Raw genomic sequence first — 20170 nt, 5'->3', positions numbered from 1 at the left:
AAATGAACACCACCCATCGTATTGATTATATAAAGATCAGCGCCTTTATTTTTTTGTATTTTGTTATCTGGACTATGAGCTTCAGCTTATATTCCATCTGGCTTGGTCAGCATGCCGATTTAACCAGCGCGGAAATCGGCGCGGTATTCGCGGTGAACGGTGCATTCGCCGTGGTAATGAAACCGGTTTATGGTTTTATTACCGATAAACTGGGAATGAAAAAATATCTGCTTTATTTTGTGGCGATCATGTCGTCGCTGCTGATGCCGTTTTTCGTCTATGTTTATCACCCGTTACTGAGCAGCCATTTTTCGCTCGGCGTGGTGGCGGGCGCGCTCTATCTTAGCCTTGCGTGGTACGCCGGGATCGCCGCCTCTGAATCCTATTGTGATCGCTTTGGCCGCTTAAAAGGCTTTGAATTTGGCCGCATCAGAATGTGGGGATCCTGTGGCGCAGCGGTTACCGCTTCGTTTGCGGGGATCTTATTTAATATTTCGCCGACCATTAACTTTACCATTAGCAGCATCACCTCGCTTATCATGCTGGCGCTGCTGGTGAGCATTAAAATTCCGGCCTCCGATAATCAGGAAAACGCCGTGGTGCCGGAGAAGAAAATCAGCCTGCCGGACGTGCGACGCCTGCTGAAAGATGGCAAGTTCTGGCGCTTCTGTTTTTATGTTGCCGGTATTGTCTGGATCATGCATATCGCCGAACAACAGTTCCCGCGCTACTTTATTTCCTTCTTTCATGGCGATAATTCCGGCACCTCCTGGTACGGCTACCTCAGTACCGTGCAGGCTATCGTCGAGTTTATTTCAATGCTCACCATGCCCTGGGTGGTGAATAAACTTGGCGCACGCAAAGCGCTAATATTTGCCGGTCTGGTTATCGGCCTGCGGCTGGTCGTTTCCGGTTTCGCCACCGGTCCGTTAATGATCGCCTTTATTAAACCATTATATGGTCTGGAAAATGCCCTGCTGTTAATCGCGGTGTTCAAATATATCGCCAATCACTTCGATAAAAAGGTCAATGCCACCATGTACCTGATTGGCTACCAGTGCACCATGTATGTCGGCACCATATTTGTCTCGGCGCCAGTGGGTTATCTGTATGACCATATTGGTTTCGGCAATACCTATTTCATTATGGGCGGCATCGTGATCCTCTTTGCCCTGCTCTCCATCTTTGTGCTCTCTGATAATGATGAGCGGCTGGCGCTTGCCAGTAATACTAAACCTTCCGTCTCGTAAGGACTTACTGTCACATGACTATGCATCAAAACAGCCTGAAAGATAAATCACTGATTAGCGATCTCAATGCGATACGGGTCAGCATGACCCAAAAGCTGAAGTATCAACTGACAGGTTTTGCAGGACGCTATCCCGCGGCGTGCAGTATTAACAGCGCTTACCCGACAACGCCCAATACCGACTGGACGACGGGTTTCTGGAGCGGTATGACCTGGCTGGCGTGGCAGATGACGGAAGATGATTTTTTCCTCCGCCAGCTGCAACAACAATTACCCGGTTATGCAGAACGCCTGGATAATCAACATGATATTGAAACGCACGATCTGGGGTTCTTATTCAGCCTGTCCTGCGTAAACGCCTGGCGCTGCACCGGGGATGAAAATGCCCGCACCCAGGCGCTGCGGGCGGCGGATTTACTGATTGCCCGCTATCACCCTCATGCGCAGATTATTCAGGCATGGGGCGATTTAGCGGATCCGCACCAGCAGGGCCGCATGATTATCGATTGCCTGATGAATTTACCGCTGCTGTACTGGGCTTCAGAGCAAACCGGCGACCGCCGCTATGCGCAGATCGCCCGTCAGCACGCCTGCCAGGCGCAGAAATATCTGCTGCGGGAAGACAGCTCCACCTATCACACCTTTTATATGGATGTGGAAACAGGCGAACCGCTAAAAGGCACCACGCATCAGGGTTATGCCGATCATTCGTGCTGGGCGCGCGGCCAGGCGTGGGCGATCTATGGTTTTACCCTCAGCTGGCACTACACCGGAGAAAGACAGTTCCTTGAGGCTGCGACCGCAACGGCACGTTATTTTTTGCGGCATCTGCCCGACGATACCATCTGTTACTGGGATTTGAGCCTCAGCGCACCCGGCACTGCGCGGGACAGTTCAGCGGCGGCCATTGCAGTTTGTGGTTTACTGGCGCTGGCGGATTCGCTGTCCGTGCTTGATCCCGAACGCGGGAACTTCATTCACAGTGCGCTGACGATCATGAATGAACTGTGCGTGAATTATTACGATCCGGCATTAACGGACAGCGGTTATTTAAAGCATGCGGTTTACAATATGAATAAATCACGCGGCGTTGATGAATATTGTCTGTGGGGCGATTATTTTTTCTTTGAGGCAATTTCACGCCTGCATTCGCCGTTAGCAAAATACTGGTAATCATATTTATCTAAAAAAATATCAGCTTTGCTGAGAATATCTTATCTCTGTCAAAAGGTTTGTTATGAATAAAAGTATATTGCTTCTGGCTATTGCGCTGCCCGCCTTTAGCCATGCCGGCGGCTATCTTGAAGTGCGCGAAGCCTGGGAAAGCGCGTCGGAAGAGCACCAGTTTAAAATGGGTGCGGGCTATAATTTTGATAACGGCGCGGGGTTACTGTTCCAGACGGTTTATAATACGGGTGAGCTCAATCAGCTTAAGCACAGCTTCGATGAAATAGAGGGCTGGTACCCACTGTGGAAAATTACCGACAAAATCACGCTCAGTCCCGGCGGTATTATCAACTCGACTAATGCGGGCTCTACCACCTCGCCTTATGTGCAACTGGGTTACAGCATTAATCCGGATCTGGCCGCCGCGTTTAAATACCGGTTTAACCATATGAACTACCGGACCCGCAGCCTGGATCGGGAGATGGAATATAATGATAATCACCAGCTGGTAATGGTGGTGAATTATAAAATCAGTGAGGTGCTGAGTTATGAATTTGAACCGGATCTGTATATCAACACGCAGAACTATAACCGTAAAAACGGCAAAGATCATAGCTGGGAGCTGAACCATAAATTCAGCTGGAAAATGACCCGCAACTGGCGTCCTTTTGTGCAGCTGTCCTGGCTGGATCGGGATACCGGTAATCATGCGGAGCGTTACCGCATCCGTCTTGGGATGCGCTATTACTTCTGAGGTGCAGCAATCCCCCGCCGCTGGTTTACGGGCGGGGGATCAGGGCGTTATTTCCCGCTGACGCTGACGTCAATGCCAGGGAAATATTTTGCTGCAAGACGGGTGATGGTGCCGTCGGCGCGCACTTTATCAATGGCCGCGTCCAGCTGTTTTTTCGTCGCCTCATCGCCTTTACGCAGACCAAAACCGATACCGCTGCCCAGAATGGTGTCGTCCGATACCGGCTTGCCGATAAAGCCAAAGCCTTTGCCCTGCGGCTTGCTGAGGAAACCGGCCTGTCCGGCAGCGGACATCACCAGCGAGGCGTCGATGCGGCCATTGAGCAGATCCGCCCACGCCAGATTTTGATCTTTATAAGAAACCACGGTCACGCCCTGTTTTTCCCAGTGCTCTTTGGCGTAGGTTTCCTGAATGGAGCCCTGCAATACACCTACGGATTTACCTTTCAGTCCCTCCGGCGTGGCTTCCATACCGCTGCCCGCTTTGCCCACCAGCTGCGACGGGATACGGTAGATCGGCTGGGTAAAATCAATACTCTGACGACGCTGTTCAGTAATGTTCATCGCCGAGTTAATGGCGTCATATTTTTTCGCCACCAGTCCCGGGATCAGGGCATCGAAAGAGGTTTCCACCCAGCTGCATTTCAGCGCCGCCGCTTTGCAGATGGCGTTGCCGAGATCAATATCAAAACCTTCCAGTTCGCCGCTGGCGTTGCGGCTTTCAAAGGGCGGATATTCCGCTTCCAGCCCGTAACGCAGCTCGGCGGCCGCAAAGGACGACAGCGAGCAGAGCATACCCATTCCCAGACAGAGTGCTTTCAGTTTCATCATTGACGCTCCTTAGCGTGGCTTAACCCGACACAGGGCCTGCGCCCCTGCCCGTAATGTTGCCTCGTCTTTCGCAAAAGAGAGGCGGATCAGTTTGTTATCCGTACCATCGGTATAAAACGCCGACAGCGGAATGGTGGCAACGCCGCATTCGACGATCAGCCGTTTCACCAGCTCGCTGTCGCTTTCGTCGCTGAACGCGCTGTAATCCGCCAGCAGGAAGAAAGAACCCGCCCCCGGCAGCACGCGAAACGGCGAGTCTTCGAGCAGCGATTGCAGCATATCGCGCTTACGCTGATAAAACGCCGCCAGCGACAGCCAGGTTTGCGGATCGTTCATATGTTCGGCAAAAGCGTACTGCATCGGCGTATCGGCAGAGAACATCATAAACTGATGCACTTTGACGATCTCATCCATCAGCGCGGCGGGAGCGATACAGTAACCAACGCGCCAGCCGGTAACGTGATAGGTTTTGCCGAACGAGGAGATAATCACGCTGCGCTCCGCCAGCTGCGGGTGCGTCGCCATGCCGTGATGCTGCTCCCCGTCAAAGACCACGTGTTCGTACACTTCATCCGACAGGATCACAATATCGGTATTGCGCGTCAGGCGCACCAGTTGCTCAATATCGTGACGGGAAAAGACCTGTCCGCTGGGATTATGGGGCGTGTTGACGATGATCATCCGCGTGCGCGGCGTGATAGCGGCGCTGACCTCTTCCCAGTCGACGGCAAACTCCGGCACCGTCAGCTTGATTGCCACTGGCGTTGCGCCCTGTAAACGCACAATGGGCGCGTAGCTGTCGAAGGATGGCTCAAAGTAGATCACTTCATCGCCCGGATGCACCAGCCCGCTGATGGCCGAGTACAGTCCTTCGCTGGCGCTGGCGGTAATCAGCACTTCGTCATCCACGTCATACCGGGTACCGTATAGATCCTGCACCTTTTCAACGATGCGCTCTTTCAGCGGACGCAGGCCGGTCATGGCGGCGTACTGATTATGTCCGGCCTGCATGGCACGGGTGACGCCCGCGATCAGCCCGGCATCACACATAAAATTGGGCGCGCCCTGAGAAAGGTTAATGGCATTATGTTCAGCGGAGAGCTGACCAATGACGGTAAAAATGGTGGTGCCCACATCGGGAAGTTTTGAGCGGGTCTGCACCGGCGTACGCAAAGTCATTTTTGTTCCTTTCTCAGCAAAATTGCATAACCATTCAAACCAAAAGTCGATTGAGGCGACAACCGAATTGTTGTCATAATAGCCATGACAAAAATGCATACCCGGAGACACCATGCTGCGTCGTTCCCTGCCCCTTAACGCTATTGACGCCTTTCTTGTGACCGCCCGGCATCTGAATCTGACCCACGCCGCGAAAGAGCTGTGCCTGACCCAGGGCGCGGTGAGCCGCAAAATCGCCGCGCTGGAGCAGTGGTTTGGCTTTCCGCTGTTCGAACGTCACGCCAGAGGCTTGCGCCTGACGCCCCAGGGCAGCGCCCTGCTGCCGGAGTTACAGGCGGCGTTTGAACATCTGGCGTCGGTGGCCGAGCAGGCGCGCCAGCAGCAGACGGTGGTGCGGCTGAAAGCGCCCACCTGCGCCATGCGCTGGCTGGTGCCACGGTTATTAAGGCTGGAGCGGGAAAACCCGGATTTGCAGGTGTCGCTGACCACCACCAGCGATCACACGGTCAATTTCAAAACTGAACCTTATGACGCGGCCATCGTGTTTGGCACACAGCTGAGCGCGGGCGATCTGTTGTTTGAAGAAGCACTGACGCCGGTGATCGGCGCGCAAGGTGATGAGCACAGCGCGCCGGAGAAGATGACCTTTCTGCACCCGACGCGGGATAAAACCGACTGGACATTGTGGCTGACGGGCCAGACGCAGATCGCCCCGGTCATGAAAAAAAATCAACACTTCGACACCATGGATCTGGCGATCAGCGCGGCGATCCAGGGCTTTGGCATCGCCATCGCCGATGAAACCCTGGTGGCCGAAGATCTGCGTGCCGGGCGACTGCGCCGCCCGTTCAGCCACAGCGTGAAAACCGGCGCCTGTTACCGGCTGGTACTGCGCGCCTCGCCGGATAAAGCCGCCGGGCTGGCCATCTGCCGCGATATTCTGCTGACGGCTACTCCAGACTGACTAAAGCAGTCCTTTCTGTTTAAAGGTCATGCGGGTGGCCTCATTCAGATCCAGCGCTTTCAGCGCGTCCGCTGATGCCCACATCACCTCTTCGAATTCTTCATTAAAGGTAATGTGGCGGTTGGCGCTTATGCAGTCGAAAATCAGGTAGATCATGTAAATCTCTTCAGTGGTGCCATCCGGGTAGGTTTTAGTACGCACATCATCACGAAACGCCCAGGGCTGAATATCCGTAATCGTAAGGCGCTCCCCTAACTCTTCCCTGATTTCGCGTCTGAGCGCGATTTCCATCGTTTCCCCTGGCTCCATGCCGCCGCCCGGTAACGCCCATTGTCCGGGAAAAACACCCCGATCGGCAGCCATCTTACACAGCAGATACTCTCCGTTATTCTGGATCACCGGACACACAATCACTCGCTGGCGCATTTTATCTCCTTAATATCAATGTCTTCTGAACCAATCTATCAGAAAAGCCTTCCCTCTTATGCGACCAGAAGCCGATCTTCTGCTATGCAATTTGGATCGCTAATCCAGGCTAACGTGCTGGTGCATCACCCGTTTAAACAGCTCCATCCGCGCCCGCATAAAGCGGTTGACCAGCTTAAACCCGGCATACTTATTCAGCCCGATGCGTAACAGGCGGTCTTTACCACGCACGCTGGCCTGCCAGCGCACCGGGCCGTGCAGCGCAGTGCAGCTGAGGCTGGCGTGACGGGAGAAATTAACCCAGTAATCCGCCACTTGTCCGGCGAATTTCAGGTCGCTTTCTGTGACATAGTCGCAGGACGGTGAAATCTCGCCGAGGGTGTCGAACACATAGGGCACATCGTTGCCATGCCAGGCCCCGTGGGGATAGGTTTCATGCTCGGCCTCCGCCACATAATCAAACCAGTAGCGCCAGCACGGCTGGCCGATGCGCTGCTGCGCCTGCATCACCACAAATCCCATGGTGGTAAAGGCCATATCGCGGCACACCTGGCGGCCCAGTTCGGTATCACCTTTGACGCCGGGATAGAGCAACTTAATAAGCCCGAGACCGAAGCGGCGCTGACGGCGCAGCTTCTGGATCTCCCCCGCCAGATCGACGCCGAATACCGACATGACGCTCGCCTCGTCGCTGTTGGAGCCGATCATTACTGGCATCGGATGCTGGCGGGCGTTAAAAAAGCATTCAATCATCGGCTGCGGCAGCACGGCATCGCCGACAATCGGCACAGGCGCAACATTGTGCGGCGCGGCCAGCGGCCACAGATTTTCCGCCGGAATGGCGCGCAGCTGTTCGGGCGTGGCGTCCGGCAACCCCAGATGCTCCGCCAGCGCTTTGCCTTTCGCCAGCGCCGTACGCCGCGGCGTATCGGGCAGCGCATAGCCGCTCTGAATAATGGCTTTATGGAACAGATCTTTTGCCAGCGGCGACACCATCAGCGATAACGCGCTGCGCGCCCCGGCCGATTCGCCAAACAGCGTGACGTTTTCCGCATCGCCGCCGAAGGCGTGAATATTCTCTTTCACCCAGCGCAGCGCGGCGATCTGATCGAGCAATGCAAAGTTATACACCCGCTCGCCCGCTTCCTCTTCCAGCGCCGGATGCGCAAAGAAGCCCAGATGCCCGAGGCGGTAATTAAGGGTGACCACCACCACATCGCGTCGTGCCAGCCCGCTGCCGTTATAGGGCGGCAGACCGCCCGCGCCTATGGTGAAGCCTCCGCCGTGCAGCCAGACCATGACCGGCAGCGGTTCACGACGCACCGCTGGGGACCAGATATTGAGATACAGACAGTCTTCCGAGAACTCGCCCGGATCGCCGCCGCCCAGCGCGCGGCAGTATTCACTGCTCTGCCAGCTGGAGGGCGAAAAGGTGTCGGCGACGCGGGGGATTGACCAGGCGGTCAACGGCTGCGGCGCACGCCAGCGGCGGTCACCCACCGGCGGCGCAGCATAAGGGATGCCCCGCCAGACGTGCAGTCCGTTTTCCGCGAGGCCAATAACCGTTCCCTGGCGGGTTTCCGCCAGCGGGGTGGAGGGATTTTCCATAAGCGCATTCCTCTTGCTGTTCAGTCCATCAGCGTAGCGGGTTTACAGCAGACCGCAACGCTGTTTACTGCGATCCTCCGCCGCCTGATAGAGACTGAACTCATCCAGCACCGCGCAGCCGAGCGCCTGCTCGAAGGCTTCGCGGCTGGCGTTACCCTGGCGGCGCTGCCGGGTTTCATTGCCCAGATTAGACTGGAAAATCCCTGCCGCGCTGACCGGCAGAAAGTCTTCATAAATGATGGGCTGCGCGGTGACCCAGCCGCGTTCAATCAGCGGCTGCGGATCGTCGCCGGGGCGGATAGCCTGGCGGTGCGCCTCGCCGGTTGGCGTCAGGCGGTAGCGGAAATAGGCCAGCCCCTGGCGGCGCAGCAGCAGCTCACTGTCCGGGAAAGCTTTAAACACCGCCTGGAGATGCAACTGGTGATTGAGGTTGTCCTTGCCGGTGCCCGCCTCGCTCAGCAGACGATCATAAAGCGCGCGGCCTTTCGGCGTCAGCGCCACGCCACGCTGTTCGATTTCGCCAAAGCGCGCCGTATGCGTCCCCTGCTCCTCCCCGACAAAGCGCACCGGCTCTTCCAGCGCTTTGAAACTGGTCTGACGCAGCAGCAGCGGCACTTCACGACGCGGCGGGCCTTCAATCAGAACTTTGGGTTCGATACCATATTCAGGCATCAGCGACTGCACATGATCGATATCCAGCGTGCGCGGCGTTAAATGGTTGATATGACAGCCCGGAAAGCACACCACATCCGCAATCAGCCGGTGCTCATTGTGCAGCGCATGATAGGTGGCGTGATCAACGGTGGCATGCTGATGCCAGCGAAAGGTTTCCAGCGCCTCGCGCACAAATTCGCGGGCTTCGGCGGCGGTGAACTCTCCCTGCTGTTCATGCCGTTCGATGAGCGCCAGGCAGCGCGGGGTAAAGATATTACGGGCGGCGAGGATCGCTGCCGAACGCTCGCGCAGATCGGGATTTTCGATCAGATCGAGGCGCAGGAGCGAGGTAAAGACGCGAAAGGGATTTTTCAGCAGCGCCGCGTCGTCAATGGGACGAAAAGCCGTGGAATGTACCGGCACGCCAGCCTGCGAGAGATCGTAATAGCTCACCGGATACATACCCATAATGGCAAACATACGCCGCAACGTCGCCAGCTCTGACGCCCTGCCGACGCGGATCGCGCCGTGCCGTTCGACGTTCAGCCGCGCCAGCTCATCGGCGTTCGCCAGCTGTTCATGCAGACGCGGATTTTGTTCCAGTACCGCCAGGTTTACATCGGCCACCAGTTCCAGCAACGTGCCGTACTGCGGAACTTCTTGCTGATACATTGTCGACATGGCCTGCGAAAAGTCTTCCCGAATATCATCTGCCGTGATGTTGCTTGCCATATTGTCATGCCTCTGGTTGATATATCTGGAGTGTAGAGAAGGCGGCAGGGCCGTGCGGGAAGAATTTAGAAAGTGTGATCCTTGCCAGCCCCCGGCCAGTACCCATGCCCTCTTACATAACAAAACATTATGTTCTCACCCTTCTGGCAGTCTCTCCTCCCTTCGGCAGCAACACCCGCATTGCGCAATAAGCAGTTGTAAGACAAATAGATTAAATGTTAATAATATTTTGCTAGCAGGTTATCAATATTCAACAACTACTCTTGTCAGCGGGTACGCTCTGTTTTTAACATTACTTATGGAAAAAAATGGTCTGTTCAGTCAGCGCATCCGTCTGCGCCATCTACATACATTTGTCGCCGTCGCTCAACAGGGTACCCTGGGGCGTGCGGCTGAAACCCTTAACCTGAGCCAGCCGGCGTTATCAAAAACGCTTAATGAACTGGAGCAACTAACCGGCACCCGGCTGTTCGATCGCGGCCGCATGGGCGCGCAGCTGACGTTGGTCGGCGAACAGTTCCTTAGCCACGCCGTGCGTGTGCTTGAGGCGGTGAACTCCGCCGGGCAATCCCTGACCCGTAAAGAAGGCGTCAAAACGGACGTGGTGCGCATCGGCGCGCTGCCCACCGCCGCGCTGGGTATTCTGCCGACGGTGATCGGCGAGTTTCACCCGCATCTGCCGGACATTACTATTCAGGTCGGCACCATGAATAATCCGATGCTGCTGGCGGGCTTAAAAACCGGCGAGCTGGACATCGGCATCGGGCGCATGTCCGATCCGGAACTGATGAGCGGGCTGAACTACGAGCTGCTGTTTCTTGAATCCCTGAAACTGGTGGTGCGTCCGCGCCATCCGCTGTTGCAGGATACCGTGACCTTAAGCCGCGTCCTTTCCTGGCCGGTGGTGGTCGCACCGGAAGGCACCGCGCCGCGCCAGCATACCGAAGCGCTGCTTGCCACCCAGGGCTGTACGCTTCCCACCGGCTGCATCGAAACGCTGTCTGCTTCCCTCTCCCGACAGCTGACCATTGAGTATGACTATGTGTGGTTCGTGCCGTCCGGCGCGGTGAAAGACGATCTGCGCCAGGGCGCGCTGGTTGCCCTGCCGGTACCGACGCAGGGCGCGGGCGAACCTATCGGTATCATTACCCGCATTGACGCCCCGCTTTCTGCCGGTGCGCAAACGCTGCTCAGCGCCATTCGCAAATCGATGCCGGAGTAACGCCGGCGTTCTTCCTGTTGCGCAATTTATGAATTTTTCGTTAATTGTGTGATAATAAAGTTGTTGATTAAGGGTTGCTGTTACACACATTACACTCACTCTTCAGCAACCCGCTGTCAGGAAGAACCGATGAAATTCAAAACCGCCATAAAACCCTACCACGCTGCTGCCGGTGGTCTGGGCTCTCTTGAAGCGACCACCCGCTTCGTGATTGACAGCAAAAACGCCCTCAGCAATATGCGCAACCTGCTGCGTATGAACAAAGCCCGCGGTTTTGACTGTCCCGGCTGTGCCTGGGGCGACGACAATAAAAGCACCTTCAGCTTCTGCGAAAACGGCGCGAAAGCCGTGACCTGGGAAGCGACGCGCCGCGAAGTGGACGCCAGTTTTTTTGCGCAACACAGCGTCACCGCCCTGAACGCGCAGAGCGACTATTTTCTGGAATACCAGGGTCGTCTGACCGAGCCGCTGAGCTATAACCCGCAGAGCGATCGTTATGAGCCGATAAGCTGGGCAGAGGCGTATGCATTAATTGCGCAACATCTGCATTCCATGGATCACCCCAACCAGCTGGAACTTTACACCTCCGGACGCGCCAGCAACGAGGCGTCTTACCTGTATCAGCTGTTTGGCCGTATGCTCGGCACCAATAATTTTCCTGATTGCTCTAATATGTGCCATGAAGCCAGCGGCGCAGGGCTGAAACGCAGCATCGGCGTTGGCAAAGGGACCATCCATCTGGATGACTTCGCCCATGCGAACGCCATTTTCGTCTTCGGGCAAAACCCGGGCACCAATCATCCGCGCATGCTGCACAGCCTGCGCCACGCCGCCGATCACGGCGCGAAAATCGTCACCTTTAATACCCTGCGCGAGCGCGGACTGGAGCGTTTTGCCGATCCGCAAAAACCGCTGGAACTGGTTACGCCAAAAGCGGGTACCATCAGCTCGGCCTATTATCAGCCGAATCTTGGCGGCGATATGGCGGCGGTACGCGGCATGGCGAAAGCGTTACTGGAAACCCAGCGTCAGCGTCTTGCCGACGGCCAGCCGGGCATTTTTGACGAGACCTTTATCAATCAGCATACCCACGGCATTGACGCATGGTTTGCGCAAATCGATGCCACTTCCTGGGACACTATTACGCAACAGTCAGGTCTCACTGAACAACAACTGCGTGACGCCGCCGCCGTGTGGCAGCATGCGGAACGGGTGATCTGCACCTGGGCGATGGGCATCACCCAGCATAAACACTCGCTGGACACGGTGCGGGAGATCGCCAACCTGCAACTGCTCGGCGGTCACCTTGGCAAGCCCGGCGCGGGACTCTGCCCGGTGCGCGGTCACAGTAACGTGCAGGGCAACCGCACCATGGGGATCGACGAGAAGCCGCCCGCCGCGCTGCTCGACAGCCTGGCGCGTCACTTCAATTTCGAGCCGCCGCGCGAGCCGGGTCACCATACCGTGGACGCCATCGAAGCCATGCTGCGCGACGAGGTAAAAGTGCTGATCGCGCTTGGCGGCAATCTGGCCGCTGCGGCACCGGACACGCCCCGCGTTCACGAGGCGCTGCGCCGTTGCGGGCTGACGGTGTATATCAGCACCAAGCTTAACCGCAGTCACCTGATGCCGGGTCAGGCGTCGCTGATCCTGCCGACGCTGGGCCGCACGGAAGAAGATATGCAGGCCAACGGCCGCCAGTTCGTCACCGTGGAAGACTCCTTCAGCATGGTGCACGCCTCTGAAGGTATCGGCAAACCACTGAGCGCGCTGCAACGCTCGGAAACGGCCATTGTGGCGAACATCGCCCATGCCACGCTCGGGGATGAGAAGCTGAACTGGCTGGCGTTAGCGGACGATTATTCGCTGATCCGCGATCACATCGCCGCCACCCTGCCGGGTTTTGAAAACTTTAACGCCCGCTGTGATGAACCCGGCGGTTTCTGGCTGGGCAATGCCGCTGCCGCGCTGAATTTCAGTACGCCGTCAGGCAAAGCGGAATTCAGCGCCGCGCCGCTGCCCGTGTCCATCTGCCCGGATGTGGAATCCCCATTTGTGCTGCAAACGCTGCGTTCGCACGATCAGTACAACACCACCATTTACGGGCTGGACGATCGTTACCGCGGCGTGTACGGCCAACGTGATGTGCTCTTTATGCATCCGGACGATATCGCCGCGCTGGGGCTAAGCGATGGCGATCGGGTGGACATTACCACCGCCTCCCGCGACGGCATCCTGCGTCAGGTGGAGAATTTCCGCCTGGTTTCTTATGACATTCCGCGCGGTAATCTGGCGGCCTATTACCCGGAAACCAATCCGCTGGTGCCGCTGACCAGTTTTGGTGACGGCACCGGCACGCCGACCTCGAAATCGATCCCGGTGTCGGTGACGCCGGCGCAGACGCGACCATCGTTGCGTATTGCCTGATCTTCCTGCCTTGCCCGGCGGCGCGCGCTTGCCGGGCCTGGATTCTCCATTAACTTCACCCTGCCCGGCGGCGCGCGCTTGCCGGGCCTACGTTATTTGTTCTCCCCCCTTCGTTCCCAAATAATGCTGATTTTATTTTTAACAATTGCGTAAAACAATTTAACAGTTTTATCATGTTGCCCGTTCACCAGATGGTTCATTAACTTATTATCTGGTGGGTAAAGACCCCATCTTTACGCTAAATTTAGAGTTTTATTTATCCGTCTGGTTCGTAATGATCAGCGGGTTGGTGTGTTCAGGAGAACTTATGGCAACAAGCAACAGGCCGCGCGGGATGGTTCGTATCCTGCAGTGGTTACTTGCCGGGCTGATGATCCTTATCGGTCTGGCGATAGGTATTCCCGGTATTAAGCTCGTCTCCCTTGGCGGCAGCGCTTACTTCCTGGTGATGGGCGTGGTGATGCTGATCGCCGCCGTGTTGATTATCCGCACGCGCAGCAGCGGGATCCTGCTGTATGCGCTGGCATTTATCGCCTCCATTATCTGGGCGATTAGCGATGCAGGCTGGGAATTCTGGCCGCTGTTTTCACGGCTGTTCACTTTCGGCGTGCTGGCGTTTCTGGCCGCTATTCTCTGGCCTTTCCTGCGCGCGGCGCAGACTGCGCAGCCGATCAATAAAAAACCGGCCTTTGGCGTGGCGGCGGTTCTGGCGCTGGTGCTGCTGGTCAGCGCGGGCTGGATGTTCAAACCGCAGACGCTGGTCAGCGCCAGCGAAGAGGTGCCGGTGCAGCCGGTCGCGCCCGGTCAACAGCAGAAAGACTGGAAGCACTGGGGGAATACCACCCACGGCGACCGCTTTGCCGCGCTGGATCAAATCAACAAGCAGAACGTTAACGATCTGAAAGTGGCCTGGGTTGCCCATACCGGCGATATTCCGCAGAGCAACGGCTCCGGCGCGGAAGATCAAAACACGCCGCTACAGATTGGCGACACGCTGTTCGTCTGTACGCCTTACAGTAAAGTGCTGGCGCTGGACGTGGACACCGGTAAAGAAAAATGGCGTTACGACAGTAAAGCCACCGCGCCTAACTGGCAGCGCTGCCGTGGTTTAGGCTATTACGAAGAGACGCAGGCGCAGAGCGCACCGGCGCAAAGCCCGCAGGTCGCGGCCTGCCCGCGTCGTCTGTTCCTGCCGACCACCGATGCGCGTCTGGTGGCGATCAACGCCGATAACGGCCAACTTTGTGATGATTTTAGCGATCATGGCGTGGTGGATCTGAGCATCGGCATGGGCGAGATCAAACCAGGCTATTACCAGCAAACCTCCACGCCACTGGTGGCAGGGGATGTGGTGGTCGTCGGTGGGCGCGTGGCGGATAACTTCTCCACCGGTGAACCGCCGGGCGTAGTGCGCGCGTATGATGTGCACAGCGGGAAACTGGCCTGGGCCTGGGATCCGGGCAATCCGGCGCTGACCGGCCTGCCGTCGGAAGGCCAGACCTATACGCGCGGTACGCCGAACGTCTGGTCGGCGATGTCCTATGACGCGAAACTGAACCTGATCTATCTGCCGACCGGCAACGCCACCCCGGACTTCTGGGCGGGTCAGCGTACGGAACTGGACGATAAGTACAGCTCGTCAATCGTGGCGGTAGACGCCGCCACCGGTCAGGTGCGCTGGCATTATCAGACCACCCACCACGATCTGTGGGACTTTGATCTGCCGTCGCAGCCGCTGCTGTACGATCTGCCGGACGGTAAAGGCGGCTCCACCCCGGTGCTGGTGCAGACCAGCAAACAGGGCATGATCTTTATGCTCAACCGTGAAACCGGCGAGCCGGTGGCGAAAGTGGAAGAGCGCCCGGTGCCTGCGGGCAATGTGGAAGGTGAACGTTACTCCCCGACGCAGCCCTATTCTGTTGGCATGCCGATGATCGGCAATCAGACGCTGACCGAGTCAGATATGTGGGGCGCCACGCCTGTCGATCTGCTGCTGTGCCGTATCGAATTTAAGGCGATGCGTCATCAGGGCGTCTTTACCCCGCCGGGTCTGGATCGCTCGCTGCAATTCCCCGGCTCGCTGGGCGGCATGAACTGGGGCAGCGTGTCCGTCGATCCCAACAATAGCTTGATGTTTGTCAACGACATGCGTCTGGGACTGGCGAACTACATGGTGCCGCGCGCTAATGTGGCGAAAAACGCCAGCGGGATTGAAATGGGGATTGTGCCGATGGACGGTACGCCGTTCGGCGCGATGCGCGAACGTTTCCTGTCGCCGCTGGGCATTCCGTGTCAGAAACCGCCGTTCGGTACTATGTCAGCGGTGGATCTGAAGTCCGGCAAGCTGGTGTGGCAGGTTCCGGTGGGTACCGTGAAAGATACCGGTCCGCTGGGTATTCGTATGCACCTGCCGATCCCGATTGGTATGCCGACGCTGGGCGCTTCGCTGGCCACGCAATCTGGCCTGCTGTTCTTCGCGGGGACGCAGGATTTTTATCTGCGCGCCTTTGATACGGCGACCGGGAAAGAAATCTGGAAGGATCGTCTGCCGGTTGGCAGCCAGTCCGGCCCGATGACTTATGTGTCACCGAAAACCGGTAAGCAGTACATCGTGATTAATGCGGGCGGCGCTCGTCAGTCGCCGGATCGCGGTGATTATATTATTGCTTACGCGTTGCCAGAAAAACCGTAACACGCTCCTCATCCCGGTCGGTGTCTGACCGGGATGAGGGTTCTGTCAGAAGGTTTCCCAGTTATCGTTATTCGCCATCGCCGGGCGCGTTGTCGCCAGCGGTGCTTTTGGAGCCGCTTTCTCAGTACGAACCGGTGCGGCCTTTTGCAGACGGAATGCGCCTACCGCCTGAGTCAGACGCGCGGCCTGCTCTTCCAGCGAGGCAGCGGCGGCCGAGGCTTCTTCCACCAGCGAGGCGTTCTGCTGGGTGACGTTATCCATTTCAGTAATCGCCTGGCTTACCTGCTCGATACCTTTACTCTGCTCATCCGAAGCGGCAGCAATTTCCAGCATAATATCGGTCACACGTTTAACCGCGTCCACAATATCGCCCATGGTGTCACCGGCAGCGACCACTTCGTTTGAACCCCGTTCAATCAGGGATACGGATTCACTGATCAGCCCCTCGATCTCTTTGGCGGCGTTCGCACTGCGGCTTGCCAGGGTGCGCACTTCGCTTGCCACTACCGCAAAACCACGCCCCTGCTCACCCGCACGGGCAGCTTCAACGGCGGCGTTAAGCGCCAGAATATTGGTCTGGAAGGCGATACTGTTGATCACCGCGGTAATTTCAGAAATTTTCTTCGAGCTGCTGGAGATATTGCCCATGGTTTTCACCACGCCGGAGACAATCTGCCCGCCCTTGCTGGCTTTACCGGAAGCGTCACCGGCCAGTTTACTGGCGTGATGCGCGTTGTCGGCATTCTGTTTCACGGTGGCGGTGAGCTGCTCCATGCTGGCAGCCGTCTGTTCGATAGCGGCAGCCTGCTGCTCAGTACGCGAGGAGAGATCGGTATTTCCCATCGAAATCTCGCTGGTGCCGCGATAAATCTCTTCTGCCCCTTCCCGCACCGTGCCCACGGTCTGCACCAGCGAATGCTGCATTTTTTGCAGATCGCGGGTCAGCAAGCCGATCTCGCTGCGACCGGTAGGTTCGTCGGCCAGCGTCAGATCGCCTGCGGCAATGTGCTCAATGCGATTTGCGGCGCGTTGCAGCGGCTGGATCACCGTACGGCGCAGCACCACAAAGGTAATGAGCGTCAGGATCAGCGCGATGACAAAGGCCGCGCCCATAAACATCAGGCCGAGCTGCGTACGCTGGTGCGCCAGATCGCTCAGCGCCGCGGCGCGTTCGGTACGGATCTTGATCGCCTTCATCAGCACGTCGTTATAATCGCTGTCCAACTGACGGGCGTGTTCGTTTTCGTGGTTAATAATGGCTTCAAACATGCCGTTTTTGGCATATTTCAGCATCGGTTGCAGGCCGTTGATATAGGCGTTGTAGCGGGTGGTGAGTTCGCCGTCCAGCGCTTCGTCGGCGGAGGTTTTTACGCCGCGATTCTGATAGACGGCAAAGCCTTCCTGCGACTGCTTAATGCGCTTTTCCGCTTCCTGGATGTTGGCTTTCATATCATCCATTTCCGCAATGCGGCTGGCCGCGCCGGCATGGATCATATTGATACGCGCTGTGCGTAAATGGTTGGAGCTGTTCGATAATCCCATGCGTATCTGAATTTCTTCAGTGACGTCGCGCTGATCGCCATCAGCCTGAATCAGAAAATATCCCGCCAGCCCTGCACTCAATGCAAACAGCACCAGGATGCCGCTGAGAATTGAAGAAAACAGAGGAACTAACCGTATGTGATGTAAAAAACCTACGGTTTGCGGTTTGTGCATCGCTGCTGTGTTGTCCATGCTATCGACTCTCTTATAGGAAGGTGCGTCATACACGCCTGTAAAATAGTCATCGGCAATCCGGGAATTTCCCTTATGCCTAAAAGCGCTAGCTGGCTCACAGATTCAGACAATACCCCCTAAAGAAATCCTGAAGGGGTAAATTGCCGGCGGCAGACCGCCGGCTGTGGCATTAGTTATCGCCGAAATGGATAACGGTACGGATAGATTTACCTTCGTGCATCAGGTCAAAGGCTTCATTGATCTGATCCAGAGGTAAACGGTGGGTGATGAAAGGATCGAGCTGGATTTTGCCGCTCATCGCGTCTTCCACCATGCCCGGCAACTGGGTACGGCCTTTGACGCCGCCAAAGGCGGAGCCGCGCCATACGCGCCCGGTGACCAGCTGGAACGGACGGGTTTTGATTTCCTGGCCCGCACCGGCCACGCCGATGATCACGCTCTCGCCCCAGCCCTTATGGCAGCACTCCAGCGCAGCACGCATTACGTCGACGTTACCGATACATTCGAAGCTGAAATCGACGCCGCCGTCGGTCATTTCAACAATGACTTCCTGAACCGGCTTGTCGTAATCTTTCGGATTAACGAAATCGGTCGCGCCCATTTCACGCGCCAGCTTGAATTTCTCCGGATTGGTATCCACCGCCAGAATGCGCCCGGCTTTCGCCTGGACCGCGCCCTGGATCACCGCCAGACCAATACCGCCCAGACCGAACACCGCAACGGTATCGCCCTCTTTTACTTTAGCGGTGTTATGTACCGCGCCGATACCGGTGGTCACGCCGCAGCCGAGCAGACAAACTTTATCCAGCGGGGCTTCCGGGTTCACTTTCGCCAGGGAAATTTCCGCCACTACGGTGTATTCGCTGAACGTACTGGTGCCCATGTAGTGATAGATCGGCTCGCCGTTGTAAGAGAAACGGGTGGTGCCGTCCGGCATCAGGCCTTTGCCCTGAGTGGCGCGTACTGCCTGACAGAGGTTGGTTTTGCCGGATTTACAGAACTTACATTCACGACATTCAGCGGTGTAAAGCGGGATCACATGATCGCCCGGCTTCAGGCTGGTGACGCCTTCACCCACTTCCACCACTACGCCGCCGCCTTCATGACCGAGCACCGCCGGGAATACGCCTTCCGGATCGTCCCCCGACAGGGTAAACGCATCCGTGTGACACACGCCGGTATGAGTGATTTTAACCAGCACTTCGCCCTTCTTCGGCGGCGCAACGTCAATTTCTACAATTTTCAGGGGCTGGCCTGGCCCGAATGCTACTGCAGCACGTGATTTCATAGTGTCTCTTCCCTTCTGTTCTTTGAACGGTAATGATTATTTTAGATAAGAGCGCAAAAGATGACCGACTTCGGCCATCCGGGCTGCACGTTGATCCGGTGACGTGTCACCGCTGACCAGCTCATCTTTGAGGTGAATTTCGACCATCTCGCCCATCAGGCCATTAGCCGCACCGCGAACGGCGGCGATTTGCTGCAAAATGGCAATACATGGTTCGCCTGCGTCCAGCGCACGCTCCAGCGCCTCAACTTGCCCGCGGATGCGACGCACGCGGGTTAATACGCGTTTTTTGTCTTCGGGTGAATGCGGCATACATTCTCCTTCTTATACTGTAGGGGGGTATAGTAAACAGTTATGGGTGTTCATGTAAACAAGAAATCTGAATGAAAAAACCCGCCGAAGCGGGTTTTAGTCAGTATCAATTTGCGCTATTGCGGTTTTACCCGATTGCCGGAGGCATCGATCACTGTTTCGCCGTCTTCTTTCGTGAAAGCGCCTTTCTGAGGCGCCGGAAGAATATCCAGCACCACCTCAGAGGGGCGGCACAGCCGGGTACCCAGGGGGGTTACGACGATGGGACGGTTGATTAGCAGAGGATGCTGGAGCATAAATCCGATTAACTCCTCATCGCTAAAACTGGCATCCGCAAGACCAAGCTGCTCATAATGCTCGACGTTCTTGCGTATCAGCTCCCGTACAGAAATTCCCATATCGTTAATGAGTTTTACCAGCTCATCGTGCGACGGAGGGGTATCAAGATAATAAATGATGTCAGGCTCATGGCCGCTGTTACGGATCATCTCCAGCGTATTGCGCGACGTGCCGCAAGCTGGATTGTGATAGAGGGTAATGTTGCTCATAGTGTTATCTCATTACAATGTGAAAGAGAGACGCAACGCCAGCGCGGCCAGAGTGACAAACAGCACTGGCAGGGTCATGATGATACCGGTGCGGAAGTAGTGTCATCACACCGCTCGCCGCGCTGCCATCAATCGACAGCGCGCCGATCAGCACCGTTGGCATATTATTCATGATCGACGACAGAAAAGCAGTCAGGAAACCCGTGCCAAATGTGGCTGCCCATAAGCCCTTTTCTGCCCAACCTCCTGATTGATTTCTCACAATTAAGAGGCTAATCTTCTGTTGTCTAGGCATTGGATTGGCCTCATTCGATTTATAGTCGAGTGGGGCTTTTCTCTTTCTGCCCGGTACACTCAAAGCAGAAAGCCTCAAGCACCCGT

The 20170-nt window shown here is 56.5% G+C and carries 16 protein-coding genes and 1 pseudogene; 7 read left to right on the top strand and 10 right to left on the bottom strand.

Going from position 1 to position 20170, the window contains the following annotated elements; genetic code table 11:
- The first annotated feature begins 2 nt into the window (after nt 1-2).
- The 3 genes from ACQUTD_RS13840 to ACQUTD_RS13830 all read left to right on the top strand — a co-directional run bounded on the left by ACQUTD_RS13840 (nt 3) and on the right by ACQUTD_RS13830 (nt 3170).
- Nucleotides 3-1250: an oligosaccharide MFS transporter gene (locus ACQUTD_RS13840; protein ID WP_318362907.1), complete on the top strand. Its 1248-nt coding sequence runs from the start codon at nt 3-5 to the stop codon at nt 1248-1250.
- A 14-nt stretch (nt 1251-1264) separates the two neighbouring features.
- Complete coding sequence (locus ACQUTD_RS13835) at nt 1265-2422, top strand: glycoside hydrolase family 88 protein (protein ID WP_473275879.1); 1158 nt, start codon at nt 1265-1267, stop codon at nt 2420-2422.
- 64 nt (nt 2423-2486) lie between these two features.
- Nucleotides 2487-3170 (top strand): oligogalacturonate-specific porin KdgM family protein, encoded by a 684-nt coding sequence (locus ACQUTD_RS13830; RefSeq protein ID WP_473275881.1) that lies wholly within the window; start codon nt 2487-2489, stop codon nt 3168-3170.
- A gap of 47 nt (nt 3171-3217) precedes the next feature.
- Here ACQUTD_RS13830 and ACQUTD_RS13825 read toward each other — a convergent pair whose 3' ends face one another.
- Both ACQUTD_RS13825 and ACQUTD_RS13820 read right to left on the bottom strand, forming a co-directional pair.
- Nucleotides 3218-3997 (bottom strand): ABC transporter substrate-binding protein, encoded by a 780-nt coding sequence (locus ACQUTD_RS13825; RefSeq protein ID WP_321987514.1) that lies wholly within the window; start codon nt 3995-3997, stop codon nt 3218-3220.
- 12 nt (nt 3998-4009) lie between these two features.
- On the bottom strand, nt 4010-5179 hold the full coding sequence (locus tag ACQUTD_RS13820) for a pyridoxal phosphate-dependent aminotransferase (RefSeq protein ID WP_318375471.1): 1170 nt from the start codon (nt 5177-5179) through the stop codon (nt 4010-4012).
- Between the two features lie 112 nt (nt 5180-5291).
- Between ACQUTD_RS13820 and ACQUTD_RS13815 the strand changes: the two genes are divergently transcribed.
- Nucleotides 5292-6143 carry a LysR family transcriptional regulator gene (locus ACQUTD_RS13815; RefSeq protein WP_473275883.1) on the top strand — a complete coding sequence of 284 codons (852 nt, stop codon included), beginning with the start codon at nt 5292-5294 and terminating at the stop codon, nt 6141-6143.
- On the opposite strand, the gene nudI is transcribed toward ACQUTD_RS13815, so the two are convergent.
- The 3 genes from nudI to hglS form a co-directional block, all read right to left on the bottom strand.
- Complete coding sequence (gene nudI, locus ACQUTD_RS13810) at nt 6144-6569, bottom strand: nucleoside triphosphatase NudI (protein WP_473275886.1); 426 nt, start codon at nt 6567-6569, stop codon at nt 6144-6146. It abuts the gene before it with no gap.
- A gap of 99 nt (nt 6570-6668) precedes the next feature.
- Complete coding sequence (locus tag ACQUTD_RS13805) at nt 6669-8177, bottom strand: carboxylesterase family protein (RefSeq protein WP_473275889.1); 1509 nt, start codon at nt 8175-8177, stop codon at nt 6669-6671.
- A gap of 42 nt (nt 8178-8219) precedes the next feature.
- Complete coding sequence (gene hglS, locus ACQUTD_RS13800) at nt 8220-9563, bottom strand: 2-oxoadipate dioxygenase/decarboxylase HglS (protein ID WP_473275892.1); 1344 nt, start codon at nt 9561-9563, stop codon at nt 8220-8222.
- A 298-nt stretch (nt 9564-9861) separates the two neighbouring features.
- Here hglS and ACQUTD_RS13795 point away from each other — a divergent pair, with 298 nt between their 5' ends.
- The 3 genes from ACQUTD_RS13795 to ACQUTD_RS13785 all read left to right on the top strand — a co-directional run bounded on the left by ACQUTD_RS13795 (nt 9862) and on the right by ACQUTD_RS13785 (nt 15904).
- A complete protein-coding gene (locus ACQUTD_RS13795) occupies nt 9862-10785 on the top strand; it encodes a LysR substrate-binding domain-containing protein (RefSeq protein ID WP_318373877.1) in 924 nt (307 codons plus the stop codon).
- 129 nt (nt 10786-10914) lie between these two features.
- Entirely contained in the window at nt 10915-13212 is a 2298-nt protein-coding gene (locus ACQUTD_RS13790; RefSeq protein WP_473275895.1) for an FdhF/YdeP family oxidoreductase, read from the top strand.
- Between the two features lie 307 nt (nt 13213-13519).
- Nucleotides 13520-15904 carry a membrane-bound PQQ-dependent dehydrogenase, glucose/quinate/shikimate family gene (locus ACQUTD_RS13785; protein ID WP_473275898.1) on the top strand — a complete coding sequence of 795 codons (2385 nt, stop codon included), beginning with the start codon at nt 13520-13522 and terminating at the stop codon, nt 15902-15904.
- Nucleotides 15905-15949: 45 nt separating this feature from the next.
- On the opposite strand, the gene ACQUTD_RS13780 is transcribed toward ACQUTD_RS13785, so the two are convergent.
- The 5 genes and pseudogenes from ACQUTD_RS13780 to ACQUTD_RS13760 all read right to left on the bottom strand — a co-directional run.
- Entirely contained in the window at nt 15950-17638 is a 1689-nt protein-coding gene (locus tag ACQUTD_RS13780) for a methyl-accepting chemotaxis protein (protein WP_072568552.1), read from the bottom strand.
- A gap of 172 nt (nt 17639-17810) precedes the next feature.
- Nucleotides 17811-18929, bottom strand: a complete 1119-nt coding sequence (locus ACQUTD_RS13775) for an S-(hydroxymethyl)glutathione dehydrogenase/class III alcohol dehydrogenase (RefSeq protein WP_318362894.1) — start codon at nt 18927-18929, stop codon at nt 17811-17813.
- Between the two features lie 36 nt (nt 18930-18965).
- Nucleotides 18966-19241: a metal/formaldehyde-sensitive transcriptional repressor gene (locus ACQUTD_RS13770; protein WP_072568554.1), complete on the bottom strand. Its 276-nt coding sequence runs from the start codon at nt 19239-19241 to the stop codon at nt 18966-18968.
- 116 nt (nt 19242-19357) lie between these two features.
- Complete coding sequence (gene arsC, locus ACQUTD_RS13765; RefSeq protein ID WP_473275902.1) at nt 19358-19789, bottom strand: glutaredoxin-dependent arsenate reductase; 432 nt, start codon at nt 19787-19789, stop codon at nt 19358-19360.
- Nucleotides 19790-19801: 12 nt separating this feature from the next.
- Nucleotides 19802-20027 (bottom strand): annotated as a pseudogene (locus tag ACQUTD_RS13760) (ArsB/NhaD family transporter); the annotation flags it as partial.
- Nucleotides 20028-20170: the final 143 nt, after the last annotated feature.

Source organism: Enterobacter sp. K510, from assembly GCF_055804875.1.
The sequence above is the reverse complement of the archived record's forward strand: the minus strand, read 5'-3'. Positions and strand labels throughout refer to the sequence as shown.